Source organism: Azospirillum sp. B4 (assembly GCF_000333275.1).
Classification (GTDB): Bacteria; Pseudomonadota; Alphaproteobacteria; order Azospirillales; family Azospirillaceae; genus Nitrospirillum.
Genome location: NZ_BACU01000545.1, coordinates 15,719 through 36,731 on the forward strand (window position 1 = coordinate 15,719; position 21,013 = coordinate 36,731).

Below are 21,013 nucleotides of genomic sequence, written 5' to 3' on the forward strand. Positions count from 1 at the left end.
GGCCTCGCGCGGCCCCGGGAGCCGCAGCCTGTCAGGTCGGTGGTGTCGGCCGTTTCAGACCTTCGTCAGCACATAGCTGTTCACGGCCGCCGACAGGTCGCTCAGGGAGTAATGGGCGAAGCGCTCGACCACCCGGCTCTGGTCGACATACCCCTCCGGCGCGGTTACCAGATGCACCGTGGCGCCCTGGAAGCCCCCCAGGATGAACAACGCTTCCATGTCACCGGCCCTCAGTCCGTTCACTTCGTCCAGGATGCCGTCGTAGTACATCTGGAAGGAGTCGGCGATATCCTGGTCCGGGGCGATGGCGCGATGGTCGGTGAAGTCCACGGTATGCACGCAGACGCCGTCGTCCTTCAGTATTTCCCGCTGGCGGGCCAGCGACCCCGGCATGTCCTCAACATGTTCCAGCACGGAATTGCTGCACACCAGGTCGTAGTGGCCGTTCTCCATCATGTCCGTGTTGTTGAACAGCCGGACGGGGCCGAAGCTGACGACCCCGGGGCCGTCGTTCAGCCGGGTCAACTTCTCCTCCAGGTCGGTGAAGTCAAGGGCCGCCACCCGCTGCTTCATCTCCTGCGGTGTGCCACCAAGCAAGGCGAAGGACGCCGGCGTCTCGTACAGCCAGCGGATGGTTTCGAAAACGCTTTCCGTGACCATGTCCGGCCCGATGGGGAAGGGTTCGAACGCGTCGGCCTGCGCGAAGCCGATGGCGTACAGCATGATGGCCGCCGACAGGGATGACCATACCCCGGAGCCGAAATCCAGGATGCGCGACTGGCGGATGCGCGCCGCTTCCAGGCGATGGCCGTGCCCGGCAAACTCCAGGGCGCGGGAGAAATTGGCGATGACGGTTTGGGTTTTGACGGCTGTCAGCTCGCCCCCCACCTGGCGCAGCAGCTTTTGGATGCGCACCCGCTCCGGGGCGATGATGCCGCTCAGGTGGCGGCTGGTGTAGCGGGGCTTGGACAGTTCGGCCGTCCAGACGTCCTGTAGCTCGGGGGTCAGATAGCCTTGGGATTGGAGTTCCGCCAGGCCGGCGGCGCGGGTTTCCGGGGCCGCCAGATCCATCAGCATGGAGATCAGGGATTGCCCGTGACTGGGTCGTTGCAGCACATCCGACTCCCGTGAGGGCAGGGCGCCCGGCCGCCCCCCGGCGGCGCATCTGGCGGTGCCCCCCATCGGCATACCGCAAGCACCCGGACATGCGCAATATCGCAACTAAACAGGGTGGGTCAGGCGCTGTTCCGGACCACCAGGCTGGTGGCGATCTGCGTTGTCTCGACGGGACGGCCGTCGATCAGGCGCAGCAGGTTTTCCACCAGCAGTTCCCCCGCCGCCGCCGTGTCCTGGCGGATGGTGGTCAGGGGTGGGGAGGTGAAGGGGGCGGCGACGATGTCGTCGAAGCCCACCACGGCCACATCCTCGGGCACCCGTAAACCCCGCTCGCGCAGGCCGTTCATGGCACCGATGGCCAGCAGGTCGCAGGCGCCGAACACCGCGTCGATCGGCCCCTCGCGGTCGATCAGGTCCAGGATGGCCTGGTGGCCGACCTCCTCCGACGCGGCGGCGTCGGCGTACAGCGCCTCGATCACGGGCAGCCCCGCTTCCTCCAGCGCCTGGACATAGCCGTTGTAGCGGTCGCGGAATTCGGGGCAATGCTCCGAAATGTCACCCAGGAAGGCGATGCGCTTGCGGCCCCGGGCCACCAGGTGACGCACGCCCGCGCGGGCGCCCTGTCTGTTGTCCGACCCGATGAAGTGCCCCGGCTGGCCGGGCACGACCGGGCCCCAGGTCACGAAGGCGGTGCTGACCTCATCCAGGCGGCTGATCTTGTCGACGTAGCGCAGATAGTCGCCATAGCCCAGGAAGATCAGGCCGTCGGCCCGCTTGGACGCGGCGTAGTCCGCACTCCAGTCATCGCTGGATTGCTGGAAGCTGATCAGCAGGTCATAGCCGCGCCGGGCCGACGCCTTGGTGATGCTGCTCAGCATTGACAGGAAGAACGGGTTGATCAGCGACTGGCTGGTCACCGGGTCTTCATACAGCAGAAGGGCCAGGGTATTGGTCTTCTGTGAGCGCAGGTTGCGGGCGTTGACGTCCACCTTGTAGTTCAGCAGGCGGGCGGCCTGGGCCACGCGCAGCCGGGTATCCTCGCTGACCATCGCGTCGTTGCGCAGGGCGCGGGACACGGTGGACTGCGACACGCCGGCCAGTTCGGCGATATCGAACGATGTCGGACGCTTGACCCGCATCCCTTTGGTTCCGACCTCTTGGTGCTCCCCTGGGGCCGGATGATAGCAACCCGGTCCGCGGCCCCGCAATGCGCGTCGCGGTTCGGGATCCTTTAGGTCAGTCCGGATGGTGCCGGGCGGCAACACCCGCATCGGGTCGCCCATGAAGATCCCTCAACGGAAGGTGTAGACGATGACGGCGGTGGCGGCCAGTAGCAGGCCGGCCAGGACCCGGTAGTTGCGCCAGTAGGGCTCCTGCGCCAGGCGGGCCGTCTCCTCCCGGAAAAAGGCGGGCGTCCAGACCAGGCCGGCCGACTTCTCCGCCCCGTCCGGTGCCGTGGCCAGGCTGACCGCCACCAGAACGGCGGCGCACAGCACGAACAGCAGGGGCGCCACATAGAGGAAGTGGATGCTGACCACGTCCAGCACGGTGTTGGCCACGAACAGGGCGGCACCGCCCAGCACGCCGGCGGCGATGCAGGCGGCGGCCCCGGCGGCGTTGGCCCGGCGCCAGAAGATGCCCACCAGGTACAGCGCCATCACCGGCGGCACGGCATAGGCGATGATGACCTGCAGGTACTGCCACAGCGATCCGAAATGCTCGATCTGCGGCGCCCAGGCCATGGCGGCCACCGCCATCACCAGGGTGGCCAGGCGGCCCACCCGCACCAGGGCCGCGCCCTGCATCTCCGGCTTCCAGCGGCGCACGAAGTCCATGGTGAACAGGGTGGAGGCGGAATTGAAGGTGGAGGCGATGGACGACATCAGCGCCGACATGAAGCCCGCCACCGCCAGGCCCACCAGGCCGGCCGGGAGCAGGCCGAACAGCAGGGTGGGGAACACCAGGTCCGGCGACTTCAGGTTGGGGTACAGCAGGATGGCGGCGGTGCCGGGCAGCACCATCAGGAACAGGATGGGCAGCTTCAGGGCGCCGGCGAACAGGCTGCCCCAGCGGCCATGGTTCTCATCCTTGGCGGACAGCACGCGCTGCACCATGAACTGGTTGGTGCACCAGAAATAGAAGCCCAGCAGCGGCACGCCGGTCAGCAACCCCGGCCAGGGTACGGCCGCATCGCTGAGCGGCCGGATCAACGACAGCTTGGCGGGATCGACGGCGCCCATGACCGCGTCCCAGCCGCCGGCCTTCAGGAAGGTGCGCACGGCGATGATCGCGGACGCGGTCAGCAGCAGGACGGCTTGGATGGTTTCGGTATAGATCACGGCCCGCAGGCCGCCGGCGATGGTGTAGATGCCCGCCGACACCGCCAGGACGATCACGATCTCCCACAGCGGGACGTCGGGCAGCAGGATCTTGAACAGCAGGGCGCCGCCGTAAAGCGCGCTGGCCGTGTCCACCACCAGGTTCAGGAACAGGGTCAGGCCTGAGAAATAGCTGCGCGCCAGGCCGCTGTACCGCCGCTCCAGGAACTCCGGCAGGGTGTAGACCTTGGAACGCAGCAGGAAGGGCAGGAAGAAGACGCAGAAGAACACCAGGACGGCCGCCGCCATCCATTCATAGTTGTAAACCGAGATGCCGGTGCCATAGGCGGCACCCGCCAAGCCGATCAGCGTGGTTGAGGAGATGTTGGAGGCCAGCAGGGCCAGGCCGATGACCGGCCAGGTGGTGCCGCGCGACGCCAGGAAGAAATCCTCGGTCGAGGAATGGCGGCGGGCCAGGTACAGCCCCAGGCTGATGATGCCGATGAGATACAGCGCCACGATGGCGTAGTCGATCCAGGCCATGCCCGCAACCGGCACCATGCCGTCCCCTCCCTGGTTCTTCGTTTTCGCCCGCGCTGTTTTTCGTCGCGCGCGGTGTCTTGTCCATCAGCCGCAAGTCCAGCCATTCCATCTTTCATGGCACGGGAAGGGGGGCGGACCACAATAAGAATTCGTATGCGAAAAGGGCGGCCCCGGTTGGGGCCGCCCGATGGAGGAAAGGGACTGAGGGTGGCTCAGCGCTGATGGTGGGGGCCGTGGTCATCGCCGCCCCGGTGATCCCCGCCGGGCCCACCGTGGCCGCCGCCCGGCCCGGGACCAGGACGGTTGTCATGATGGTCCCCGCCCGGGCCCGGGCCGGGACGGCCAGGTCCGGGACCTGGGCGGTGGTCGTCCGGGCGGTGGTCGTGATGATCGCCTGGGCCTGGGCCCGGGCGATAGTCGTGATGATCCCACCCCGGGCGGCCCGGGCCGGGGCCGGGGCGGAACTCATGGCCCGGATGATAGATGGGACGGGGCGGGGCGATGCGCTCCCAGCGGTGGCGTTCACTGAACCAGGGCCGGTCGCGGTAGTAGCGGCCCCAGTAATCGTTGAACGAGAAGGTGATGATGGGCAGGCCGATGGTGCCTCCGTATTGCGGCAGATATACCCGCTGTCCCTGGTAGGGGTACAGCACGCTGCCGCCGTAGATCCAGCCGCGATAACCCTGGAAGTCGGCGTCGCACCATGACCAACCGGACAGGCAGCCATAGACGTTGACCGGCGCGCCGGGCGGCAGGCTGGCGATGGCGGGATAGCCGCCGCCCGGTCCCGCCCGCAGGATGGTGCCGGTGGCGGTGTAGGCGTACTCCGCCTTGGCCGCGACGGGCAGGGCCATAAGGGCGGTGAACAGTCCGGCGACCAGGTGAAGACGGCGCATTTCGTGGGACCTTTCTCGTGAAGGCCGGTTCTATCCGGTGGGGTACCCCGTCCGCGCCGGGTGGGGCGGGCGGTGCCTTAAGGGACTGATAATATGGTGCCGATACTCTGCGCCCAATGTGCCCAAAGGATGGCGGCCTAAAGGCGGAGTTTTGCAACCGTTTGGGCAAATTGACGCCCGGACGTCCCGCTTTTTGGGTTCGGCGACGGGTAAGTCTAGGGCGTAAAGGCACGCCCGGGGTGTACATCTTTAGGGGTGTGGAGTTGACATGAGCAGAGCCGTGAACGCGGCGGGCATCGCCCTGACCGAACAGTCCGAAGGCCTGGAACTGACCGCCTACCTGTGCCCGGCCGGGCGCCTGACCATCGGCTATGGCCATACCGGGCCGGACGTGACGCCTGGACTGACCATCACCCAGGCCCAGGCGATGACCCTGCTGGCCCAGGACCTGGCCACGGCCGGCAACGGCGTGACGCAGGTGGTGACCGTGCCGCTGAATGACAACCAATACGCCGCGCTGACGGATTTCGTCTTCAACCTGGGCATCGGCTCGCTCAGCCAGTCCACCCTGCTGCGCCTGCTGAACCAGGGCGACTATGCCGGTGCCGCCGACCAGTTCCTGGTCTGGGACAAGGCCCACGTCAACGGCCAGCTGGTGCCCCTGCCCGGCCTGGCGGCCCGCCGGCAGAGGGAACAGGCGCTGTTTTTGACCCCCTGCTGAGGATCCCTATCCATGCCGTCCCCAGCCGGCACGTGACAGGCGCCGGAAGTCCCGGTATGAGGATGCCGGTGGCACATTTGTGCCATCGGCATATATCATCGGATTAATGGGTTCGGTTGTCAGGGGCGCTCATGAACCGCCTGGTTTTTCTTGTCTTCAGCGTGTTCCTTTGCGTGTGCGCCGCCCATGCCGAACCCGTGGCCCCCCAGGCGGCCGCCCCGGGCGCGCCTATCGCCACCATTTCCGTTTACGGTGATTCCCTGGCCGACGGCGTGTGGAGCGGCCTTTATGAGCGCCTGAAGACGGCGCCCGACGTCCGCCTGCTGCGCCGGTCCCAGCTGGGGGCCGGGCTTACCCGTCCCGACTATGTCAACTGGCGCGCGGAAACCGCCCGGCAGATCGACGAGGCGGGGGAGGGCGGCTACGCCATCATCATGTTCGGCGCCAACGACATGCAGGGCGTGCGGGATGAGAACCGCAAGGGCTACCTATTCAAGTCGCCGGGCTGGACCAACGTCTACACCCAGCGTATCGACTGGCTGTTGCAGACCCTGAAGGACCACCATGTCACCACCATCTGGGTGGGTCTGCCCGTGATGCGCAAGACGGAAATCAATGAGGACGCCAAGTTCATGAGCGGCCTCTATGAGGCGGAGGTGAAGAAGTACGGCGCGGTCTTCATGCCGCTGTACCAGGATTACCTCGATGCCGACGGCAACTTCATGGCGCGTATTGACGACAGCCGGCAGAAAAGCCAGCAGCTGCGGTCCGACGACGGCATCCACTTCACGGGTTATGGCTATCAGCTGATCGCGACCAAGGTGCTGACCCGGGTGCAGCCGCCGCCCGCCCCCACCGCCAAGGCGGCGCCCAAGCCGGCGGTGACGCCTGCCCCCATGGCCCCCGCTCCTTTGACCCCCGCCCCCATGAGCCCCGCCACGGCCGTGCCCGGGGTGACGCCAGCGGCCACCACGTCCCGGCCGGTGCCGGCCAGACCCCGTCCCACCACCGCGTCCCCTAGCACGGCGTCTCCGGCCGCCGGGCCCGCGACCATCCCTGTGGCCCCTTCCGGCGTGCTCGCGGGTGGCACCGCGACCCGGCAGTTCTGATCTCATGCGCCGCCGCCTTCTTCCCTTGGGCTTGCTGCTGGCCGCAGTCGCGGCGTGCAGTGGCGCCCCGGTCCCCGGCACCGCGTCGTCCGCCCCCCGCCATGTCCCGCCGACCGTGGCGGTGACGCCGCCGCCGGCCTTGCCGCCGCGTGCACCGTCGCCCTATGACGGCAATCCCGGCTTTGAACGGCTGTTCCAGCGTCTGGCCGCCATCGAGGCCGGCCATGGCGGCACGGTCGACATCCTGCAATTGGGCGACAGCCACACGGCGGGCGGTGTGTTCACCAGCCGCCTGCGCGAGGCCTTGCAGGAGCGATTCGGTTCCGCCGGGCCGGGCTACATGCCGGCGGGCAAGCCCTATATCGGATCGCGCCGGCCCGATGTGGCCGTGACCCAGGAAGGCAAGTGGCAGTACTTCAACAGCCTGAGCGACACGCCGCCACCGGGCTGGGGCATCACCGGATTCGTCGCGCGCAGCCACGCGCGCGGCGCCGCCATCGCCGTCAGTCCCAAGGATGGGCTGGGCTTTGACATCGCCGGCGTCACGGTGGTGCAGCAGCCCGGTGGCGGCGACCTGCTGGTGCTGATCGACGACCGGGTGGTGAAGCAGGTTTCCACCCAGGGGCCCGCCGGCGCGGCGCAGTGGATCACCCTGCCGACCGCCGGCCAGGCGCAGCAGCTGAAGCTGGTGGCGGCCGACGCCCGGCCGGTGGACATCGCCGGCTGGTCGCTGGACCGGGCCCGCCCCGGCGTGGTGATGGACAGCGCCGGCGTGGTCGGCGCCCGCATCACCACCATGGACCGCTGGAACCCCGACACGGTCGCCCTGGAGCTGGCCAAGCGCAGGCCGGACCTGGTCATCCTGGCCTATGGCACGAATGAGGGCTTCGACCGCGGCCTGGACCTGGCGGCCTATGGCGAGCGTTTCCAGGCGGCGTTGCGCCGGGTGAACGCCGGCCCGGTGGCCGTCATCGTGCTGGGGCCGCTGGACGGCCAGGCCGAATCCCCCGCCTGCAAGAAGGTGGCGGACAAGGAGGCGGCGTTCCCCTGCCAGGACACCCCCCCGCCGGCGGCCAAGTGCGCCTGGTACACGCCCCCAACCCTGGGCAAGGTGCGGGCCCTGCAGGCCCAGGGCGCCCGGAAGGGGGACTACGTCTTCTGGGATTGGGCGCAACTGATGCCGGGGGCCTGCGGCATGGACCGCTGGGTGCGCCAGGCGGTGCCGCTGGCCCGGCCCGACCACGTCCACCTGACGCAGGAAGGCTACACCCTGACGGCCAACGCTTTCTTCGCCTGGCTGATGGACCAGTACCAGGGCTATATCCAGCCCGGGGCCACGCCGCCCCGGCCGGTCGTCACCGCGGCCACCGACCCCGGCGACGGCCGGTAGGGGACATCCGCCCATGCTGTTCCCCACCCTGAACTTCGGCCTGTTTTTCCTGGTCGTCTTCGCCGTCGCCTGGGCCCTGGTGCGCCGCCCGCCCGCCCGGGTGGCCTTCCTGTCGGCCGCCAGTTACGTCTTCTACGGCTGGTGGGACTGGCGCTATCTGTTCCTGCTGGGCGGCAGCACGCTGTTCAACTACCTGGCCGGCCACGCCATCACCCGGCAGCGGACGCCGGCCCGGCGCAAGCTGGCGGTGTCGCTGGCCGTGGCGGTGAACCTGGGCGTGCTTGCCTTCTTCAAGTATGCCAACTTCGCCAGCCACGCGGCCAACGACACCCTGACCCTGATGGGCCTGCCGGTGCGCGTGGGATTCCTGGACATGGTGGTGCCAGTCGGCATCTCCTTCTTCACCTTCCATGGCATCTCCTACCTGGTGGACCTCTACCGGGGCACGCTGAAGCGGCCGGCCGGGCTGATGCACCTGGTGCTCTATATCTCCTTCTTCCCGCAGCTGGTGGCCGGGCCCATCGTCCGCGCCTCCCACTTTCTGCCGCAGATCGGGGAGCGGCCGGATCCGGACGACATCCGCGCCACCCGCGCCTATCTGCTGATCATCGGCGGGCTGTTCAAGAAGGTGGTGGTGGCCAACTACCTGGCGACCGACCTGGTGGACGCCGTCTTCATGGATCCGGACCGCTTTGGTGCCCTGGACCTGCTGTTGGCGACCTACGGCTACGCCCTGCAAATCTATTGCGACTTCAGCGCCTACACCGACATCGCCATCGGCCTGGCCGCCCTGCTGGGTTTCCGCTTCCCGCAGAACTTCGACCAGCCCTACCGCTCCGCCTCGTTGCGGGAATTCTGGCGCCGTTGGCATATCTCGCTGTCGTCCTGGCTCCGCGACTATCTTTACATCCCCCTGGGCGGCAACCAGGGCGGCACCTGGCGGCATTGCCGCAACCTGATGATCACCATGCTGCTGGGCGGCCTGTGGCACGGCGCCAACTGGACCTTCGTCATCTGGGGCGCGCTGCATGGCGGCATGCTGGTGGCGGAGCACCTGGTCAACAAGCTGCGCGCCCTGACCATCGGGCAGTGGGAGGCGCCCCCCTTCCGCGGCTGGGCACGTGGCCTGGCCATCGTCGCCACCTTCCATTTCGTCTGCTTCACCTGGATCTTCTTCCGGGCGCCAACGGTGGACCTGGCCGGTCGTTTCCTGGCCGGCTTCGCGCGCTGGACCATGCCGCCGACCGCCATCACGCCCCTGACCGCCCTGCTGATCGCGGGCGCCCTGGGTGCGCAGTTCCTGCCGGCCGACCGCCTGGTCCGTATCGAGGGCGCTGTGCGCCGCCTGCCGTTGGCGGCGTTGGGGGCTGCCGTGGGCCTGGCCATCGTGCTGATCCAGGCCTGCGCGCCGGACGGTGTGGCGCCTTTCATCTACTTCCAGTTCTGACGGGGGCCAGCCCATGACCGCCAAGCAGCCCATCCGGCCCCGCTACAATCCCGTCGAGGTGATCGAGGGCGCGCGGCCGGCCCGCCTGCGCGCCGTCGCGGCCTCGCTGGCGGCGGCGGCCCTGGTGGCGCTGGCGCTGGGCGCCCATCCGCTGGGGGACTGGATCAACGGCCTGCCCATCAATTCCGCCACCGACCAGCTGTCCGCCTGGGTGCAGACCTGGCAGGACTGGATGGACGCCATCGGCGCCGGGCGCCTCTACGCCGGGCTGCAGGCTCTGTTCCGCTGGTTCCAGGGTTTGCGGTTCTGAAGACGTTGCCCCGCGCTGGAGGCCCTTGCGCAGTCCGCTGCGGCGGCCGTAAACTTGCACCATGATAGTCGCGGATCCCGATCCGCCTGGTATGCCAAAGGCCTGCCCCATGCAGCGCAAAAGCTTCGAAGACCTGACCTGCCCCATCGCCCGCAGCCTGGAACGGGTGGGGGAGTGGTGGAGCATCCTGATTCTGCGCGACGCCTTCCACGGCATGACGCGCTTCGACCAGTTCCAGAAAAGCCTGGATATCGCCCCCAACATGCTGACCCGCCGCCTGACCGCCCTGGTCGAGGCCGGGCTGATGGAAAAGCGGCAGTACAGCGAACGGCCGCCCCGTTACGAATATGTGCTGACCGACCGGGGGCGGGACTTCCGCGAGGTCATGCTGGCCCTGCTGGCCTGGGGCAACCGTCATTTCGCGGAAGAGGGGCCGTCGGTGCAACTGGTCGACACCCAGACCGGCCAGCCCGCCGACCTGGTGCTGGTGGACCGCGCTACCGGCAAGCCCGCCACCAGCCGCGACTTCCGCCTGGCCGCCGGCCCCGCCGCCGACGACACCGTCCGCCAGCGCTACGCGGCCAAGGCGAAGGCCGCCGTCGACGCCGCTTAGACGGTCCCGGCAAGCGCGGCGGTTGCCCCTGCGACTGGGGCCTAGACCAAAAGGCCCGGGTGCTCGCCAGGGCCGGGCATGGTCTGCGCGCCGCCCGGCCCATCGCCCTATTCACTAAGAATTATGGTTGGTACCCCCACCCGGTGATACGGTTGCCGTGGTCCCTTCGGCACTGCACACACAATATTTGTGGCTGGGCGTGCTGAAATTCCTGTCATCGATAAGGGGAAAAACCGTCGATGAGGATTGCGCAAATCGCCCCTCTTTATGAGTCCGTTCCGCCTACATACTATGGTGGTACTGAAAGGGTTATATCTTATTTGACCGAGGCGCTGGTAGAGCTGGGGCACGACGTCACCCTGTTCGCCAGTGCCGAGTCAAAGACCGCCGCCACGCTGGTGCCGATGCGGCCCCATGCCCTGTGGCTGGACGACGCGCCGTTGAAGTCGCCGGTGGCGGCGCACCTGGCCATGCTGGAGCAGGTGCGCGCCAGGGCGGATGAGTTCGACGTGCTGCACTTCCACCTCAGCCACTTCATGCACTTCCCCTTTTTCAAGGAATGCGCGCACCGCACGGTGACCACGCCGCACGGCCGGCTGGACTATGTCGACTTGGCGCCGTCCTACGGGCTGTGGCCGCGCTATCCCATGATCTCCATCTCCGACCGCCAGCGGCGTCCCCTGGCCGACGCCAACTGGCTCGCCACCGTCTATCATGGCCTGCCGCCGGACCTGTACCGTCCGCCGCAGGGCCGGCCGGGCGGCACCGGCGACTACCTGGCCTTCCTGGGCCGCTTTTCCCGTGACAAGCGGCCGGACCGCGCCATCGAGATCGCGGAGAAGTCCGGCCTGGCGCTCAAGATGGCGGCCAAGGTGGGGGACGACGACGGCGATTATTTCCGCGACCAGGTGGAACCTCGCATCGACGGCCGCGCCATTCAGCACGTGGGTGAGATCGATGACGCGCACAAGCCGGACTTCCTGGGCGACGCTGCCGCCCTGCTGATGCCCATCGACTGGCCGGAGCCTTTCGGCCTGGTGGTGATCGAGGCCTTCGCCTGCGGCACCCCCGTCATCGCCTGGGACAACGGCGCCATGCCGGAAATCATCGACCAGGGCGTCACCGGCTTCGTGGTCGACACCATCGCCGACGCGGTGGACGCGGTGGAAAAGGCCCGGAGCCTGGATCGTGCCCGCATCCGCCGGGTGTTCGAGGAGCGCTTTTCCGCCGCCGCCATGGCCCGCAACTACGTCGCGGCCTATGAGGCCCTGCTGAAAGGTGGCGCCGGGTCCAGCGCGCCCGGCTTCGATCCGCGCGCCGCGGCCCGGCCGTCGATCTGAGTCCCGCGAGACGTCCATGGCAGCCCTCGACGAACGACAGTTGGACCCGGCCATCGGCCTGGCCGGACCTGACGGCAGCGGCCCGCGGGAGACCTTCAAGCTGTTCGCGCTGAAGCACGGCGACTGCTTCGTCGTGGCCGACGCCCACGGCGACATCCTGGGCCAGGGTGACGGCCTGTTCGTGGACGACACCCGCATCCTGTCCCGCTATCTGCTGCGCATCGGCGACAAGGAACCATCCCTGCTGGGCGCTTCGCTCAGCGAGGACAACATCCTGTTCACCGCCAACAGCACCAACGTGCCCATGCCCGCCCCCGGCGGCGGCATGACCCTGTGGGGCGTCATCCATATTGAACGCACGCGCATCCTCTGGCAGAACCGGCTGTATGAACGGGTGACCCTGTCCAACTTCGGCGGCAGCGACATCGTCGTGCCGCTGACCTTCATCTTCGCCGCCGACTTCCGCGACATGTTCGAGGTGCGCGGCTCCACCCGCCAGTTGCGCGGCCGCACGCATGAGGCCCAGCTGTCGGGCGATGGCGTGACGCTCAGCTATGAAGGCCTGGACCATGTGACCCGCCAGTCGACCCTGGCCTTCAGCCAGGCGCCGGACCGCCTGCAGGGCGATCGCGCCGTGTTCAACGTCAACCTGCCCAAGCGCGGCTGCCACGTCTTGTACATCGAGGTCGGGACCGAGCGGACGGACACGCCCAGCCGCGTGCGCTTCCGTGCCGCCGCGGTGCGGGCGCGGCTGGAGATGCGCACCAAGCGCCGTCGCGGCGCCAGCGTCTACAGTTCCGGCCGGGTGTTCAACGATTGGCTGGCCCGGGCCCAGGCCGACACCGCGCTGCTGACGACGGAGCTCGCGACCGGCCCCTACCCCTATGCCGGCATTCCCTGGTTCTCCACCGCCTTCGGGCGCGACGGCATCATCTCCGCCCTGCAGATGATGTGGCTGAACCCCCGCCTGGCGCGGGGCGTGCTGGCTTTCCTGGCCCAGCACCAGGCAACGGAGACGGCCCCCTTCAGCGACGCGCAGCCCGGCAAGATCCTGCACGAGACGCGGAAGGGCGAAATGGCGGTGCTGCGCGAGCTGCCCTTCGGCCGCTATTACGGCAGCGTCGACACCACGCCACTCTACATCTACCTGGCGTCCGTCTATGCCGACCGCACCGGCGACATGGCCTTCATCGACCAGCTGTGGCCATCGCTCTGCGCCGCCGCCTCCTGGATGGAAGGGGCGGGGGACCAGAATGGCGACGGCTTCGTCGATTACCAGCGCGCCCAGGAAACCGGCCTGGCCAACCAGGGCTGGAAGGACAGCTTCGACAGCATCCAGCACGCGGACGGCAGCCTGCCGGAAGGTCCCATCGCCCTGGTGGAGGTGCAGGGTTACGTCTACGCCGCCTGGTGCGGCCTGGCGCGTCTGGCCAAGCGGCGGGGGGAGGATGCGCAGGCGGCCTATTGGCAGCATCGGGCCGAGGCGTTGCGCCAGGCGGTGGAAACCCATTTCTGGATGGAGGATCTGGGCTTCTACGCCCTGGCGCTGGATGGCCACGGTCGGCCGTGCCGCGTGCGTGCCTCCAACGTCGGGCATCTGCTGTTCGTGGGCCTGCCGTCACCGGAGCGGGCGCAGCGGGTGGCGGAGCAGCTGTTGGCCGGGTCCTTCCACACCGGCTGGGGCATCCGCACGCTGGCGGACAACGAGGTCTGCTTCAACCCCATGTCCTACCACAATGGCTCCGTCTGGCCGCACGACACCGCCATCTGCGCCGCCGGCCTCGCGCGCTACGGCGTGCGCGCCGGCGTGGTCAAGCTGATGAGCGACACGTTCGAGGCGGCGGTGCGCTTCGGCATGCGCCTGCCGGAGCTGTTCTGCGGTTTCCCCCGCGAACAGGGGGAGACGCCCATCGCCTATCCCGTCGCCTGTGTGCCCCAGGCCTGGGCCGCCGGTTCGGTCTTCATGCTGTTGCAGGCCTGCCTGGGCATCGAGGTCGATGGCTGGCGGGGCGAAATCCACGTCAACCGGCCCAAGCTGCCCATCGGTATCGACCAGCTGACCGTGCGCCGCGTGACGGTGGGGGACCACACCGTCGACCTCTCCTTCCAGCGCATGGGCGGGCAAGTCATCGCCTCCATCTCCGACCATGAGGAAGGGCTGGTGCCCCTTATCGTCCGATCCTGAGCGCCGGACCCGGCGCCGGACGGTCTAGGGCGATGGAACCAGGGAACCGGCGGCGGCTCCCGCCTTGGGATGGGCGGACTATCCGCTTTTTCAGGCCCGCCTTCACCCCTGGTGCCTTTTTTGGAACACAATCTCGATTGTAGAATTATTGTAAGAATAATAAGGCGCCGATCAGTGGAAATGACCAATTCGGCTATATCTGTTCGATCTGCGTGGAATATGACCTGATTACCGCAATCATAAAACCAGGTCATAGTTGTCTTAACCGATAGGTATGGGTGTATCACCATGATGGGCATCGATCTGGGTGCGTTGCTGACGCAGGAGCCCGCCGCCGTCTACCTGGTGGGGGCCAGCCTACTCTTGTCATTCGCGGCCCTTGTGCTTTCCGGCACCTTGCTGCTGCGATGGAGCCGTGGCCGGCATTCCGCGGCGGCCGAGCCTGTCATTCCCAGCTATGAGGAGACGCGGCGCCAAGTCCGCGAAGGCCACTCCCCGGTGGCCGAGGGGCGGGAGGCCCACGCCGCCGCCCAGCGCGCCCTGCGGTCCACCAAGCCGGAGGGCATCGCCACCGACCGGCTGGGCACCTGGACGCCGGACACGCTGCGCCATTTGCTGAAGACGGAACTGACGGGCGCGCAGGTCATCGTCGTTTCCAACCGGGAACCCTTCATCCACGACCTGGAAGAGGACGGGAAGGTGAAGCTTCGGGCGCCGGCCGGCGGTTTGGTGGCGGCCCTGGATCCGGTGATGCGCGCCTGCTCCGGCACCTGGATCGCGCACGGCAGCGGGTCCGCCGACCGCATGACGGTGGACGCCGACGACCATATCGCCGTGCCGCCCGACAACCCCAGCTATACCCTGCGCCGCGTCTGGCTGACCGAGGCGGAGGAGAAGCATTACTATTACGGCTTCTCCAACGATGGTATGTGGCCGCTGTGTCATGTCGCCTTCACCCGCCCCAGCTTCAACGCCGAGGACTGGGAGGTGTATGAGGCGGTGAACCGCCGCTTCGCCGACGTGGTGGTGGAGGAGGCGCGGGACGAGCGGCCGGTGGTCCTGATCCAGGACTATCACTTCGCCCTCTTGCCCCGCATGATCCGCGAGCGTCTGCCCCACGCCGTCATCATCACCTTCTGGCACATTCCCTGGCCGAACGCCGAAATCTTCGGCATCTGCCCGTGGCGGGAACGCATCCTGGACGGCCTGCTGGGCAGTTCGGTGGTGGGCTTCCACACGCAGTATTACTGCAACAACTTCATCGAGACGGTGGACCGCTTCCTGGAAAGCCGGATCGAGCGGGATTCGTCGGCCGTCACCTTCGGCGGTCTGACCACCCATGTGCACGCCCACCCCATCTCCATCGAATGGCCGCCGGCCTCGCTGTCGCGCCAGCCATCGGTGGCCGCCTGCCGGCGCGACATCTTCCAGCGTTTCAACCTGCCGCCGCACGTCAAGCTGTGTGTGGGCGTGGAGCGGTTCGACTACACCAAGGGCATCGTCGACCGCTTCCGCGCGGTGGAGGAGCTGTTCAAGCGCCACCCGGAATGGATCGGCCGCATGGTGGTGCTGCAGGTCGCGGCCCCCAGCCGCACGGCCCTGCCAGCCTATCAGCAGTGCCAGCGCGAGTGCCTGGATTATGTGGACGAGCTGAACGCGCGTTATGGCCATGAAGGCTACCAGCCCATCCACATGCTGAACGAATCCTATGGCAAGGATGAAGTCTATGGGCTGCTGCGCGCCGCCGACCTGTGCATGGTCACCAGCCTGCACGACGGCATGAACCTGGTGGCCAAGGAGTTCGTGGCGGCGCGCGAGGATGAGCAGGGCGTGCTGCTGCTCAGCAGCTTCGCCGGCGCCTCCAAGGAACTGCCGGAAAGCATCATCATCAATCCCTACGACACCTGCGGCATGGCCGACGCCCTGCTGCGCGGCCTGACCATGTCGCCGGAGGAACAGCGCGAGCGGATGCGCCGCATGCGCGAGACGGTGCGGGAGAACAACATCTATCGCTGGGCGGGCAACATGCTGCTGGACGGCGCCCGCCTGCGCAAGCGCCACCACACCGCCCATGTCACGGCCAAGCTGGCGAAGCAACATACGGCGCGCGGCTCCCTGGGGCGCACGCCTTTGGGCCGCAACGTGGTGCGCCTGGTCAGCATGGGGAAAGGAAAGAGCGTTGAGCCGAGCCATTACTGAAACCATGCCCAACGTGGGACCGTACGCCGGGCCGAACGCGGGGCTGGCGCCCACCGCTGGCGACCGCTGGGCCCTGTTCCTGGACATCGACGGCACGCTGCTGGAACACCATAAGGACCCCACCGGGGTGGTGGTGGATGATGAGCTGCGTGACCTGCTGAAGCTCTTGGACGAACGTCTGGGGGGGGCCCTTGCGGTGATCAGCGGCCGGTCGCTGGCGTCCATCGACACGCTGTTCCAGCCCATGGTGCTGCGCGCCGGCGGACTGTTCGGCATCGAAATGCGGCTGTCACCCGACCAGCCCGCGGTGGCGGCGGAGGAGCCGCCGGCCCTGGCCGCCCTGGCGGAACGGGCGCAGGCGGAATTCGCCACCGCGTCCAATATCGTCATCGAGCGCAAGGGCCCGGTGCTGGCGTTGCACACCGGCCCCCATCCCGACAGCCTGGACCACATCACCCGCATGGCCAAGGCGGCGCTGCCCAGCCTGCCGCAGGGCTATCGCGTGGTGGAGGGCAACGTCGGGGTCGAACTCATGCCGGCCCAGGCGCTGAAGGGCGACGCCGTCCACCGCTTCATGACGGTGGAGCCGTTCAAGGGCCGCCGCCCCATCTTCATCGGCGATGACGTGCCGGACGAGCACGCGTTCGAAAGCGTGCATGGCCTGGGCGGCATCTCGGTGAAGGTGGGCAAGGCGGAACAGGCGACGGCCGCCCTGCACGCCCTGGCCGACGTGGCCGCCGTGCGCGCCTGGCTGGGCGACCCCCAGTTCCCCCTGCTGGACAAGCTGGTGCGGCGGGAGGTGACCGAGGCCGCCGGCTGACCCTCACCTTTTGCGTGCAGGACGGCGGCCGCGTCATCCAAAGCGCGACTTGACGGGCCTTGCGCGGCGCGCCACCGTTCACTGCTCGCCAAGGTTTAGTGGCCTCCGGGCCCTGCCTGGGCGGCGTCCTGGCGGTGGAGGGCGGGCGCATGACCATTTCCGACTGGTTGCTGGATCCATCCGGCCTGACGCCCCATGGGTTCTGCCTCAGTTGGCTGCCCGGTCTCATCTGGCTGCATGCCGGTTCGGACGCCGTCATCGGCCTGTCCTATTTTTCGATCCCCCTGACGCTGGCCTGGTTCGTGCGCCGGCGCAATGATCTGGCCTACCGCTGGGTGGGGCACCTGTTCGTGGCCTTCATCCTGGCCTGCGGTCTGACCCACGTGCTGTCCATCATGACGCTGTGGGTCCCCGCCTACGGGGCGGAAGGGGTGGTGAAGGCGGTGACGGCACTGCTGTCGGTGGCCACCGCCGCGATGCTGTGGCCCGTGGTGCCGCGCGTCCTGGCCCTGCCCACGCCAGGGCAGCTGAGCCGCCTGAATGTGGAGCTGACCCGCACGATCCAGGAACAGGAACGCACCGCCGCTTTGCTGCGGGAAAGCGAGGCCAGGGTACTGGCCGCCAACTCCGAACTGGAGCGCAGGGTGGCGGCGCGCACGGCGGAACTCAGCGCCGCCAACGCCCAGCTGACGGAGGTGCTGGCCGAACGGGCGGCGGCGCTGGAGGCCCTGGCCAACAGCGAAGCGGAGTACCGTGCCAGCTTCGAGGCGGCGGCCGTGGGCAAGGTGCAGGTGAATCCGGAGACAGGGCGCCTGCTGCGGGTGAACAACGCGTTCGCCCGGATGCTGGGATACGCGCCAGCGGACCTGGCCGGCCAGGTCGACTGGCGGGCCTTGCTGTGGGCGGAGGACCGCGCGGCGGAGGGGGTGGAGTTCGCGCGCCTGATGTCGGGCGAGGCCAACGACTACGTGCGGGAGCTGCGCTTCCGCCGCCGGGATGGCTCCCCCGTCTGGGGGCGGGTGTCCGCCACCCTGGTGCGCAAGGCCAGCGCCCGGCTGCCGCCCCTGCTGCTGGCGGTGGTGGAGGATATCGACACCATGCACAAGACCGCCCTAGCCCTGAAGGAGAGCGAGACGCGCCTGCGCCTGGCGGCGGAGGGCGCCAAACTGGGCGTCTGGGAAATGGACCTGGCGCGGGGTCTGTGCTGGGTGGACCGGCGCACGGCGGCGATGACGGGCGGTACGCTGCCGGCGGAAACCTGGTTTTCCCTGGACGGTCCGGAATACGCCGCCTGGGCCGATTGGATCCATCCTGATGACCGGGAGGAGCGGGCCGGCGGCCTGCGCCTGCTTCAGATGGGGGCGGCTGAACTGGTGCAGATGCAGTACCGCGTGCGCCGCGCCGATGGCGGCCTGGACTCGCCCGGGGACGCGCCCGGGGATGCAGGCGAGCATCGCGCCCCCTGGATCTGGCTGTCCCACCGCAGCGCCATCGTGGCGCGCGACCCCGTCACCTGGACGCCGACCCGCGCCACCGGCGTGTTGATCGACGTGACCGAACGGGCGGAGGCGGAGGCGGCGCTGCGCGTGGCCAAGGCCGACCTGGAGCAAGTGGTGGTTGAACGCACCGCGGCGTTGAAACAGCGCGACCTGCTGCTGCGGGAGGTCTATCACCGGGTGAAGAACAACCTGCAGGTCATCGATGGCCTGGTCATGATGCAGTCCCTGCAACTGTCGGATCCTGAGGCCCGCCAGGCGTTGATGGGGCTGCGCAGCCGTGTCTATGCCCTGGGCCTGGTGCATCAGCAATTGATGACATCGCCCGACCTGGAAACCTTCGACATCGCCCCCTTCCTGGAGGAACTGGCCAGCAACATCCTGCAGTCCGGGGCGGAGGTGGGGATCACCCTGGACCTCGACCTCTGTCCCCTGATCGTCAACCTGGATTTCGCCATTCCCTTGGGCTTGCTGGTCACCGAACTGATCACCAATTCGTTGAAACACGCCTTTCCCAACGGCACCGGCACCATTACCCTGTCGATGCGGCGGCGGGACGAAGGCGGCGTCCTGCTGGTGGTCGCGGACGACGGCGACGGCGGGGCGCACCTGATGGAAAGCGGGGCGGCGAAGAATGGCGCGGCGGAGGGAAGGACGGGCGGCTACAGGCGCGGCCTGGGCGGCGCCATCGTGAAGGGCCTGGTGGCACAGTTGGACGGAACAATCGCGATGCGGTTTGACACGGGAACGCGGGCGGACATCATCCTGCCGACGCCGGTGGCGGCGCCATGAGCACGTTGGAAGACTGCGTCCTGGTGGTGGACGACGAATTCCTGATCGCGGAGACGCTGAGCATCCAGATCCGGGACATGGGGTTGACGGTGTGCGGCACCGCCGCCACCGCCGCCGACGCCATCGCCATGGCCAAGGCCCAGCGCCCCCGGCTGGTGTTGATGGACATGCGCCTGAAGGGTGCTGGCGACGGGGTGGACGCGGCCCTGGCCATCCATGAATCCGTGGGCTCCAAGGTTATCTTCATCACCGCGTCGCGGGAACCGGCGACGCTGGAGCGCATCAACATGGATCACCCGGCGGCCATTCTTTACAAGCCGGTTTTCGGCCGGCAGCTGCAAACCGTGGTGCGCGACGTCTGGGCCGCGGCGGCTCAGGACGCCGCCGGCTGATCCCCCACGCGGCCCACCGGTCCGGCCGACAGCGGCACCAGCGCCATGAGCGCCGTCAGCAGGGCGAAGGCGGTGGGCAGGCCCATGCCGCGCGCGATGAAGCCGATCAGCGCCGGGCCGCCCAGCATGCCGGCGTACCCGATGGCCGTCATGCCCGCCACGGCCAGGGCCGGGGGCATGACCCGTTGGCGTCCGGCGGCGCTGAACAGCACCGGCACCAGATTGGCCGCGCCGGCGCCGATCAGCGGAAAGCCCGCGAAGGCCAACCACACCCCGGAGGGCGTCTGGGGCGCCAGCAGCAGCACGGCCAAGCCGGCGATGGCCGTCAGGCCGCCCCACAGCATCACCCGCCGCCCGCCCAGCGCCGCCACCACACGGTCGCCCGTCAGGCGGCCCGCCATCATGGCCAGGGAAAACAGGGTGTAGCCCAGGCCGGCCTGGGTTGGCGACACGCCGCGGTGGTCGGTCATCAACAGGGCGCCCCAGTCCAGCAGGGCGCCCTCGGCCAGGAAGGTGACCAGGGCCAGGACGCCCAACAGCGCCACGATGCCGCGCGGCCGCACGAACAGGGGCGCGCGTTTCCCCTCCGCCCCTGCCGTCACCGGGCGGGCGCGCAGGAGGCGGGGGGCCGCCAGCGCCAGCATCACCAGCACCAGGGCGGCACCGAGACAGGCGGCGGCCCAGGGCGCCAGGCCGGCGGCCAGCAGCAGGGTCATGCCGCCGGACCCGGCGAAGCCGCCCACGCTGAACAGCCCGTGGAAGCCGGACATCAGCGGCCGGTCGGCATCGCGCTCCACCTCCACCGCGTGCACGTTCATGGCGACGTCCAGGGTGCCCAGCGACGCCCCGAACAGCAGCAGGGCGGCCGCCGCGCCGGCCAGGCTGTCGACCGTGGCCAGCGCCGGCAGGGCCAGCGCCATGCCCAGGCCGCCGCCCAGGATGACGGGCCGCGTGCCGTAGCGCGCGCTCAAGGGGGCGGTCGCCGGCATGGCCACCACCGACCCGATGCCCAGACACAGCAGCAGCAGGCCCAGGGTGGCGTCGTCCACGCCCAGGCGGGCGCGGGCGTAGGGCACCAGCGGCGCCCAGCAGGACAGGCTGAAGCCGGCGGCCAGGAAGGCCAGCCGGGTGGCCAGCCGCGTGGCCGGGCGGTTGGCGGAGACCGGGTGGCCCATCATGGCGTCGTGGGCGCTTTCCACCGGCTTAAATCCAGGCCCTTGAAACGCATCACTTTTCCGCCCCGATAGCAACGGTTGCGCCGGCGATCCATTTGCCGGACAGGTGCCAAGATATCTTCCAAATCAATTTTAACAATAGCTGAGGCGC

Annotated in this window: 17 protein-coding genes; 12 read left to right on the forward strand and 5 right to left on the reverse strand. The window is 68.4% G+C overall.

Going from position 1 to position 21,013, the window contains the following annotated elements:
- Positions 1-54 precede the first annotated feature (54 nt).
- The 4 genes from I55_RS24675 to I55_RS24690 all read right to left on the reverse strand — a co-directional run bounded on the left by I55_RS24675 (position 55) and on the right by I55_RS24690 (position 4,873).
- Positions 55-1,116 (reverse strand): methyltransferase domain-containing protein, encoded by a 1,062-nt coding sequence (locus I55_RS24675; RefSeq protein WP_159107267.1) that lies wholly within the window; start codon positions 1,114-1,116, stop codon positions 55-57.
- A gap of 119 nt (positions 1,117-1,235) precedes the next feature.
- A complete protein-coding gene (locus I55_RS24680; protein ID WP_044563370.1) occupies positions 1,236-2,255 on the reverse strand; it encodes a LacI family DNA-binding transcriptional regulator in 1,020 nt (339 codons plus the stop codon).
- Positions 2,256-2,408: 153 nt separating this feature from the next.
- Positions 2,409-3,995: a sodium:solute symporter gene (locus I55_RS24685; protein WP_044563371.1), complete on the reverse strand. Its 1,587-nt coding sequence runs from the start codon at positions 3,993-3,995 to the stop codon at positions 2,409-2,411.
- 194 nt (positions 3,996-4,189) lie between these two features.
- Positions 4,190-4,873 (reverse strand): SH3 domain-containing protein, encoded by a 684-nt coding sequence (locus I55_RS24690; protein WP_044563372.1) that lies wholly within the window; start codon positions 4,871-4,873, stop codon positions 4,190-4,192.
- A 268-nt stretch (positions 4,874-5,141) separates the two neighbouring features.
- On the opposite strand from I55_RS24690, the gene I55_RS24695 reads away from it, so the two are divergent.
- From I55_RS24695 to I55_RS24755, 12 genes are all read left to right on the forward strand, one after another.
- Positions 5,142-5,594, forward strand: coding sequence for a lysozyme (locus tag I55_RS24695; protein WP_044563374.1), 453 nt, complete (start codon positions 5,142-5,144; stop codon positions 5,592-5,594).
- Between the two features lie 131 nt (positions 5,595-5,725).
- The gene (locus tag I55_RS39150) at positions 5,726-6,703 is read left to right on the forward strand and encodes a DUF459 domain-containing protein (protein WP_044563376.1); all 978 of its coding nucleotides are present in this window, start codon (positions 5,726-5,728) and stop codon (positions 6,701-6,703) included.
- Between the two features lie 4 nt (positions 6,704-6,707).
- The gene (locus tag I55_RS24705; protein WP_044563377.1) at positions 6,708-8,093 is read left to right on the forward strand and encodes a GDSL-type esterase/lipase family protein; all 1,386 of its coding nucleotides are present in this window, start codon (positions 6,708-6,710) and stop codon (positions 8,091-8,093) included.
- A gap of 13 nt (positions 8,094-8,106) precedes the next feature.
- Positions 8,107-9,540 carry an MBOAT family protein gene (locus I55_RS24710; RefSeq protein ID WP_044563378.1) on the forward strand — a complete coding sequence of 478 codons (1,434 nt, stop codon included), beginning with the start codon at positions 8,107-8,109 and terminating at the stop codon, positions 9,538-9,540.
- A 13-nt stretch (positions 9,541-9,553) separates the two neighbouring features.
- On the forward strand, positions 9,554-9,850 hold the full coding sequence (locus I55_RS37355) for a hypothetical protein (RefSeq protein WP_044563379.1): 297 nt from the start codon (positions 9,554-9,556) through the stop codon (positions 9,848-9,850).
- A 109-nt stretch (positions 9,851-9,959) separates the two neighbouring features.
- Positions 9,960-10,463 carry a helix-turn-helix domain-containing protein gene (locus I55_RS24720; protein ID WP_044563393.1) on the forward strand — a complete coding sequence of 168 codons (504 nt, stop codon included), beginning with the start codon at positions 9,960-9,962 and terminating at the stop codon, positions 10,461-10,463.
- 239 nt (positions 10,464-10,702) lie between these two features.
- Positions 10,703-11,803, forward strand: coding sequence for a glycosyltransferase family 4 protein (locus I55_RS24725; protein WP_044563380.1), 1,101 nt, complete (start codon positions 10,703-10,705; stop codon positions 11,801-11,803).
- A gap of 16 nt (positions 11,804-11,819) precedes the next feature.
- Positions 11,820-13,988: an amylo-alpha-1,6-glucosidase gene (locus I55_RS24730; protein ID WP_044563394.1), complete on the forward strand. Its 2,169-nt coding sequence runs from the start codon at positions 11,820-11,822 to the stop codon at positions 13,986-13,988.
- 288 nt (positions 13,989-14,276) lie between these two features.
- Complete coding sequence (locus I55_RS24735) at positions 14,277-16,187, forward strand: trehalose-6-phosphate synthase (RefSeq protein ID WP_044563381.1); 1,911 nt, start codon at positions 14,277-14,279, stop codon at positions 16,185-16,187.
- The gene (gene otsB, locus I55_RS24740; protein WP_199902709.1) at positions 16,168-17,007 is read left to right on the forward strand and encodes a trehalose-phosphatase; all 840 of its coding nucleotides are present in this window, start codon (positions 16,168-16,170) and stop codon (positions 17,005-17,007) included. Before I55_RS24735 ends, otsB begins: the two co-directional genes overlap by 20 nt.
- A 149-nt stretch (positions 17,008-17,156) precedes the next feature.
- Positions 17,157-19,295 carry a sensor histidine kinase gene (locus I55_RS33470; RefSeq protein ID WP_148293941.1) on the forward strand — a complete coding sequence of 713 codons (2,139 nt, stop codon included), beginning with the start codon at positions 17,157-17,159 and terminating at the stop codon, positions 19,293-19,295.
- The gene (locus tag I55_RS24755; RefSeq protein WP_044563382.1) at positions 19,292-19,687 is read left to right on the forward strand and encodes a response regulator; all 396 of its coding nucleotides are present in this window, start codon (positions 19,292-19,294) and stop codon (positions 19,685-19,687) included. The genes I55_RS33470 and I55_RS24755 overlap by 4 nt, the downstream gene beginning before the upstream one ends.
- Here the strand turns inward: I55_RS24755 and I55_RS24760 are convergent.
- Positions 19,669-20,886 carry an MFS transporter gene (locus I55_RS24760; RefSeq protein WP_252181305.1) on the reverse strand — a complete coding sequence of 406 codons (1,218 nt, stop codon included), beginning with the start codon at positions 20,884-20,886 and terminating at the stop codon, positions 19,669-19,671. The genes I55_RS24755 and I55_RS24760 overlap by 19 nt on opposite strands.
- Between the last annotated feature and the right edge of the window lie 127 nt (positions 20,887-21,013).

Bases quoted from the DNA above. Each gene is read 5' to 3' on its own strand.
- I55_RS24720 (WP_044563393.1), top strand. From the start codon at position 9,960: ATGCAGCGCAAAAGCTTCGAAGACCTGACCTGCCCCATCGCCCGCAGC.
- I55_RS24735 (WP_044563381.1), top strand. From the start codon at position 14,277: ATGATGGGCATCGATCTGGGTGCGTTGCTGACGCAGGAGCCCGCCGCC.
- I55_RS24690 (WP_044563372.1), bottom strand. From the start codon at position 4,873: ATGCGCCGTCTTCACCTGGTCGCCGGACTGTTCACCGCCCTTATGGCC.
- I55_RS24695 (WP_044563374.1), top strand. From the start codon at position 5,142: ATGAGCAGAGCCGTGAACGCGGCGGGCATCGCCCTGACCGAACAGTCC.
- I55_RS37355 (WP_044563379.1), top strand. From the start codon at position 9,554: ATGACCGCCAAGCAGCCCATCCGGCCCCGCTACAATCCCGTCGAGGTG.
- I55_RS24755 (WP_044563382.1), top strand. From the start codon at position 19,292: ATGAGCACGTTGGAAGACTGCGTCCTGGTGGTGGACGACGAATTCCTG.
- I55_RS33470 (WP_148293941.1), top strand. From the start codon at position 17,157: ATGACCATTTCCGACTGGTTGCTGGATCCATCCGGCCTGACGCCCCAT.
- I55_RS39150 (WP_044563376.1), top strand. From the start codon at position 5,726: ATGAACCGCCTGGTTTTTCTTGTCTTCAGCGTGTTCCTTTGCGTGTGC.
- I55_RS24725 (WP_044563380.1), top strand. From the start codon at position 10,703: ATGAGGATTGCGCAAATCGCCCCTCTTTATGAGTCCGTTCCGCCTACA.
- I55_RS24705 (WP_044563377.1), top strand. From the start codon at position 6,708: ATGCGCCGCCGCCTTCTTCCCTTGGGCTTGCTGCTGGCCGCAGTCGCG.
- I55_RS24680 (WP_044563370.1), bottom strand. From the start codon at position 2,255: ATGCGGGTCAAGCGTCCGACATCGTTCGATATCGCCGAACTGGCCGGC.
- I55_RS24710 (WP_044563378.1), top strand. From the start codon at position 8,107: ATGCTGTTCCCCACCCTGAACTTCGGCCTGTTTTTCCTGGTCGTCTTC.
- I55_RS24730 (WP_044563394.1), top strand. From the start codon at position 11,820: ATGGCAGCCCTCGACGAACGACAGTTGGACCCGGCCATCGGCCTGGCC.
- I55_RS24685 (WP_044563371.1), bottom strand. From the start codon at position 3,995: ATGGTGCCGGTTGCGGGCATGGCCTGGATCGACTACGCCATCGTGGCG.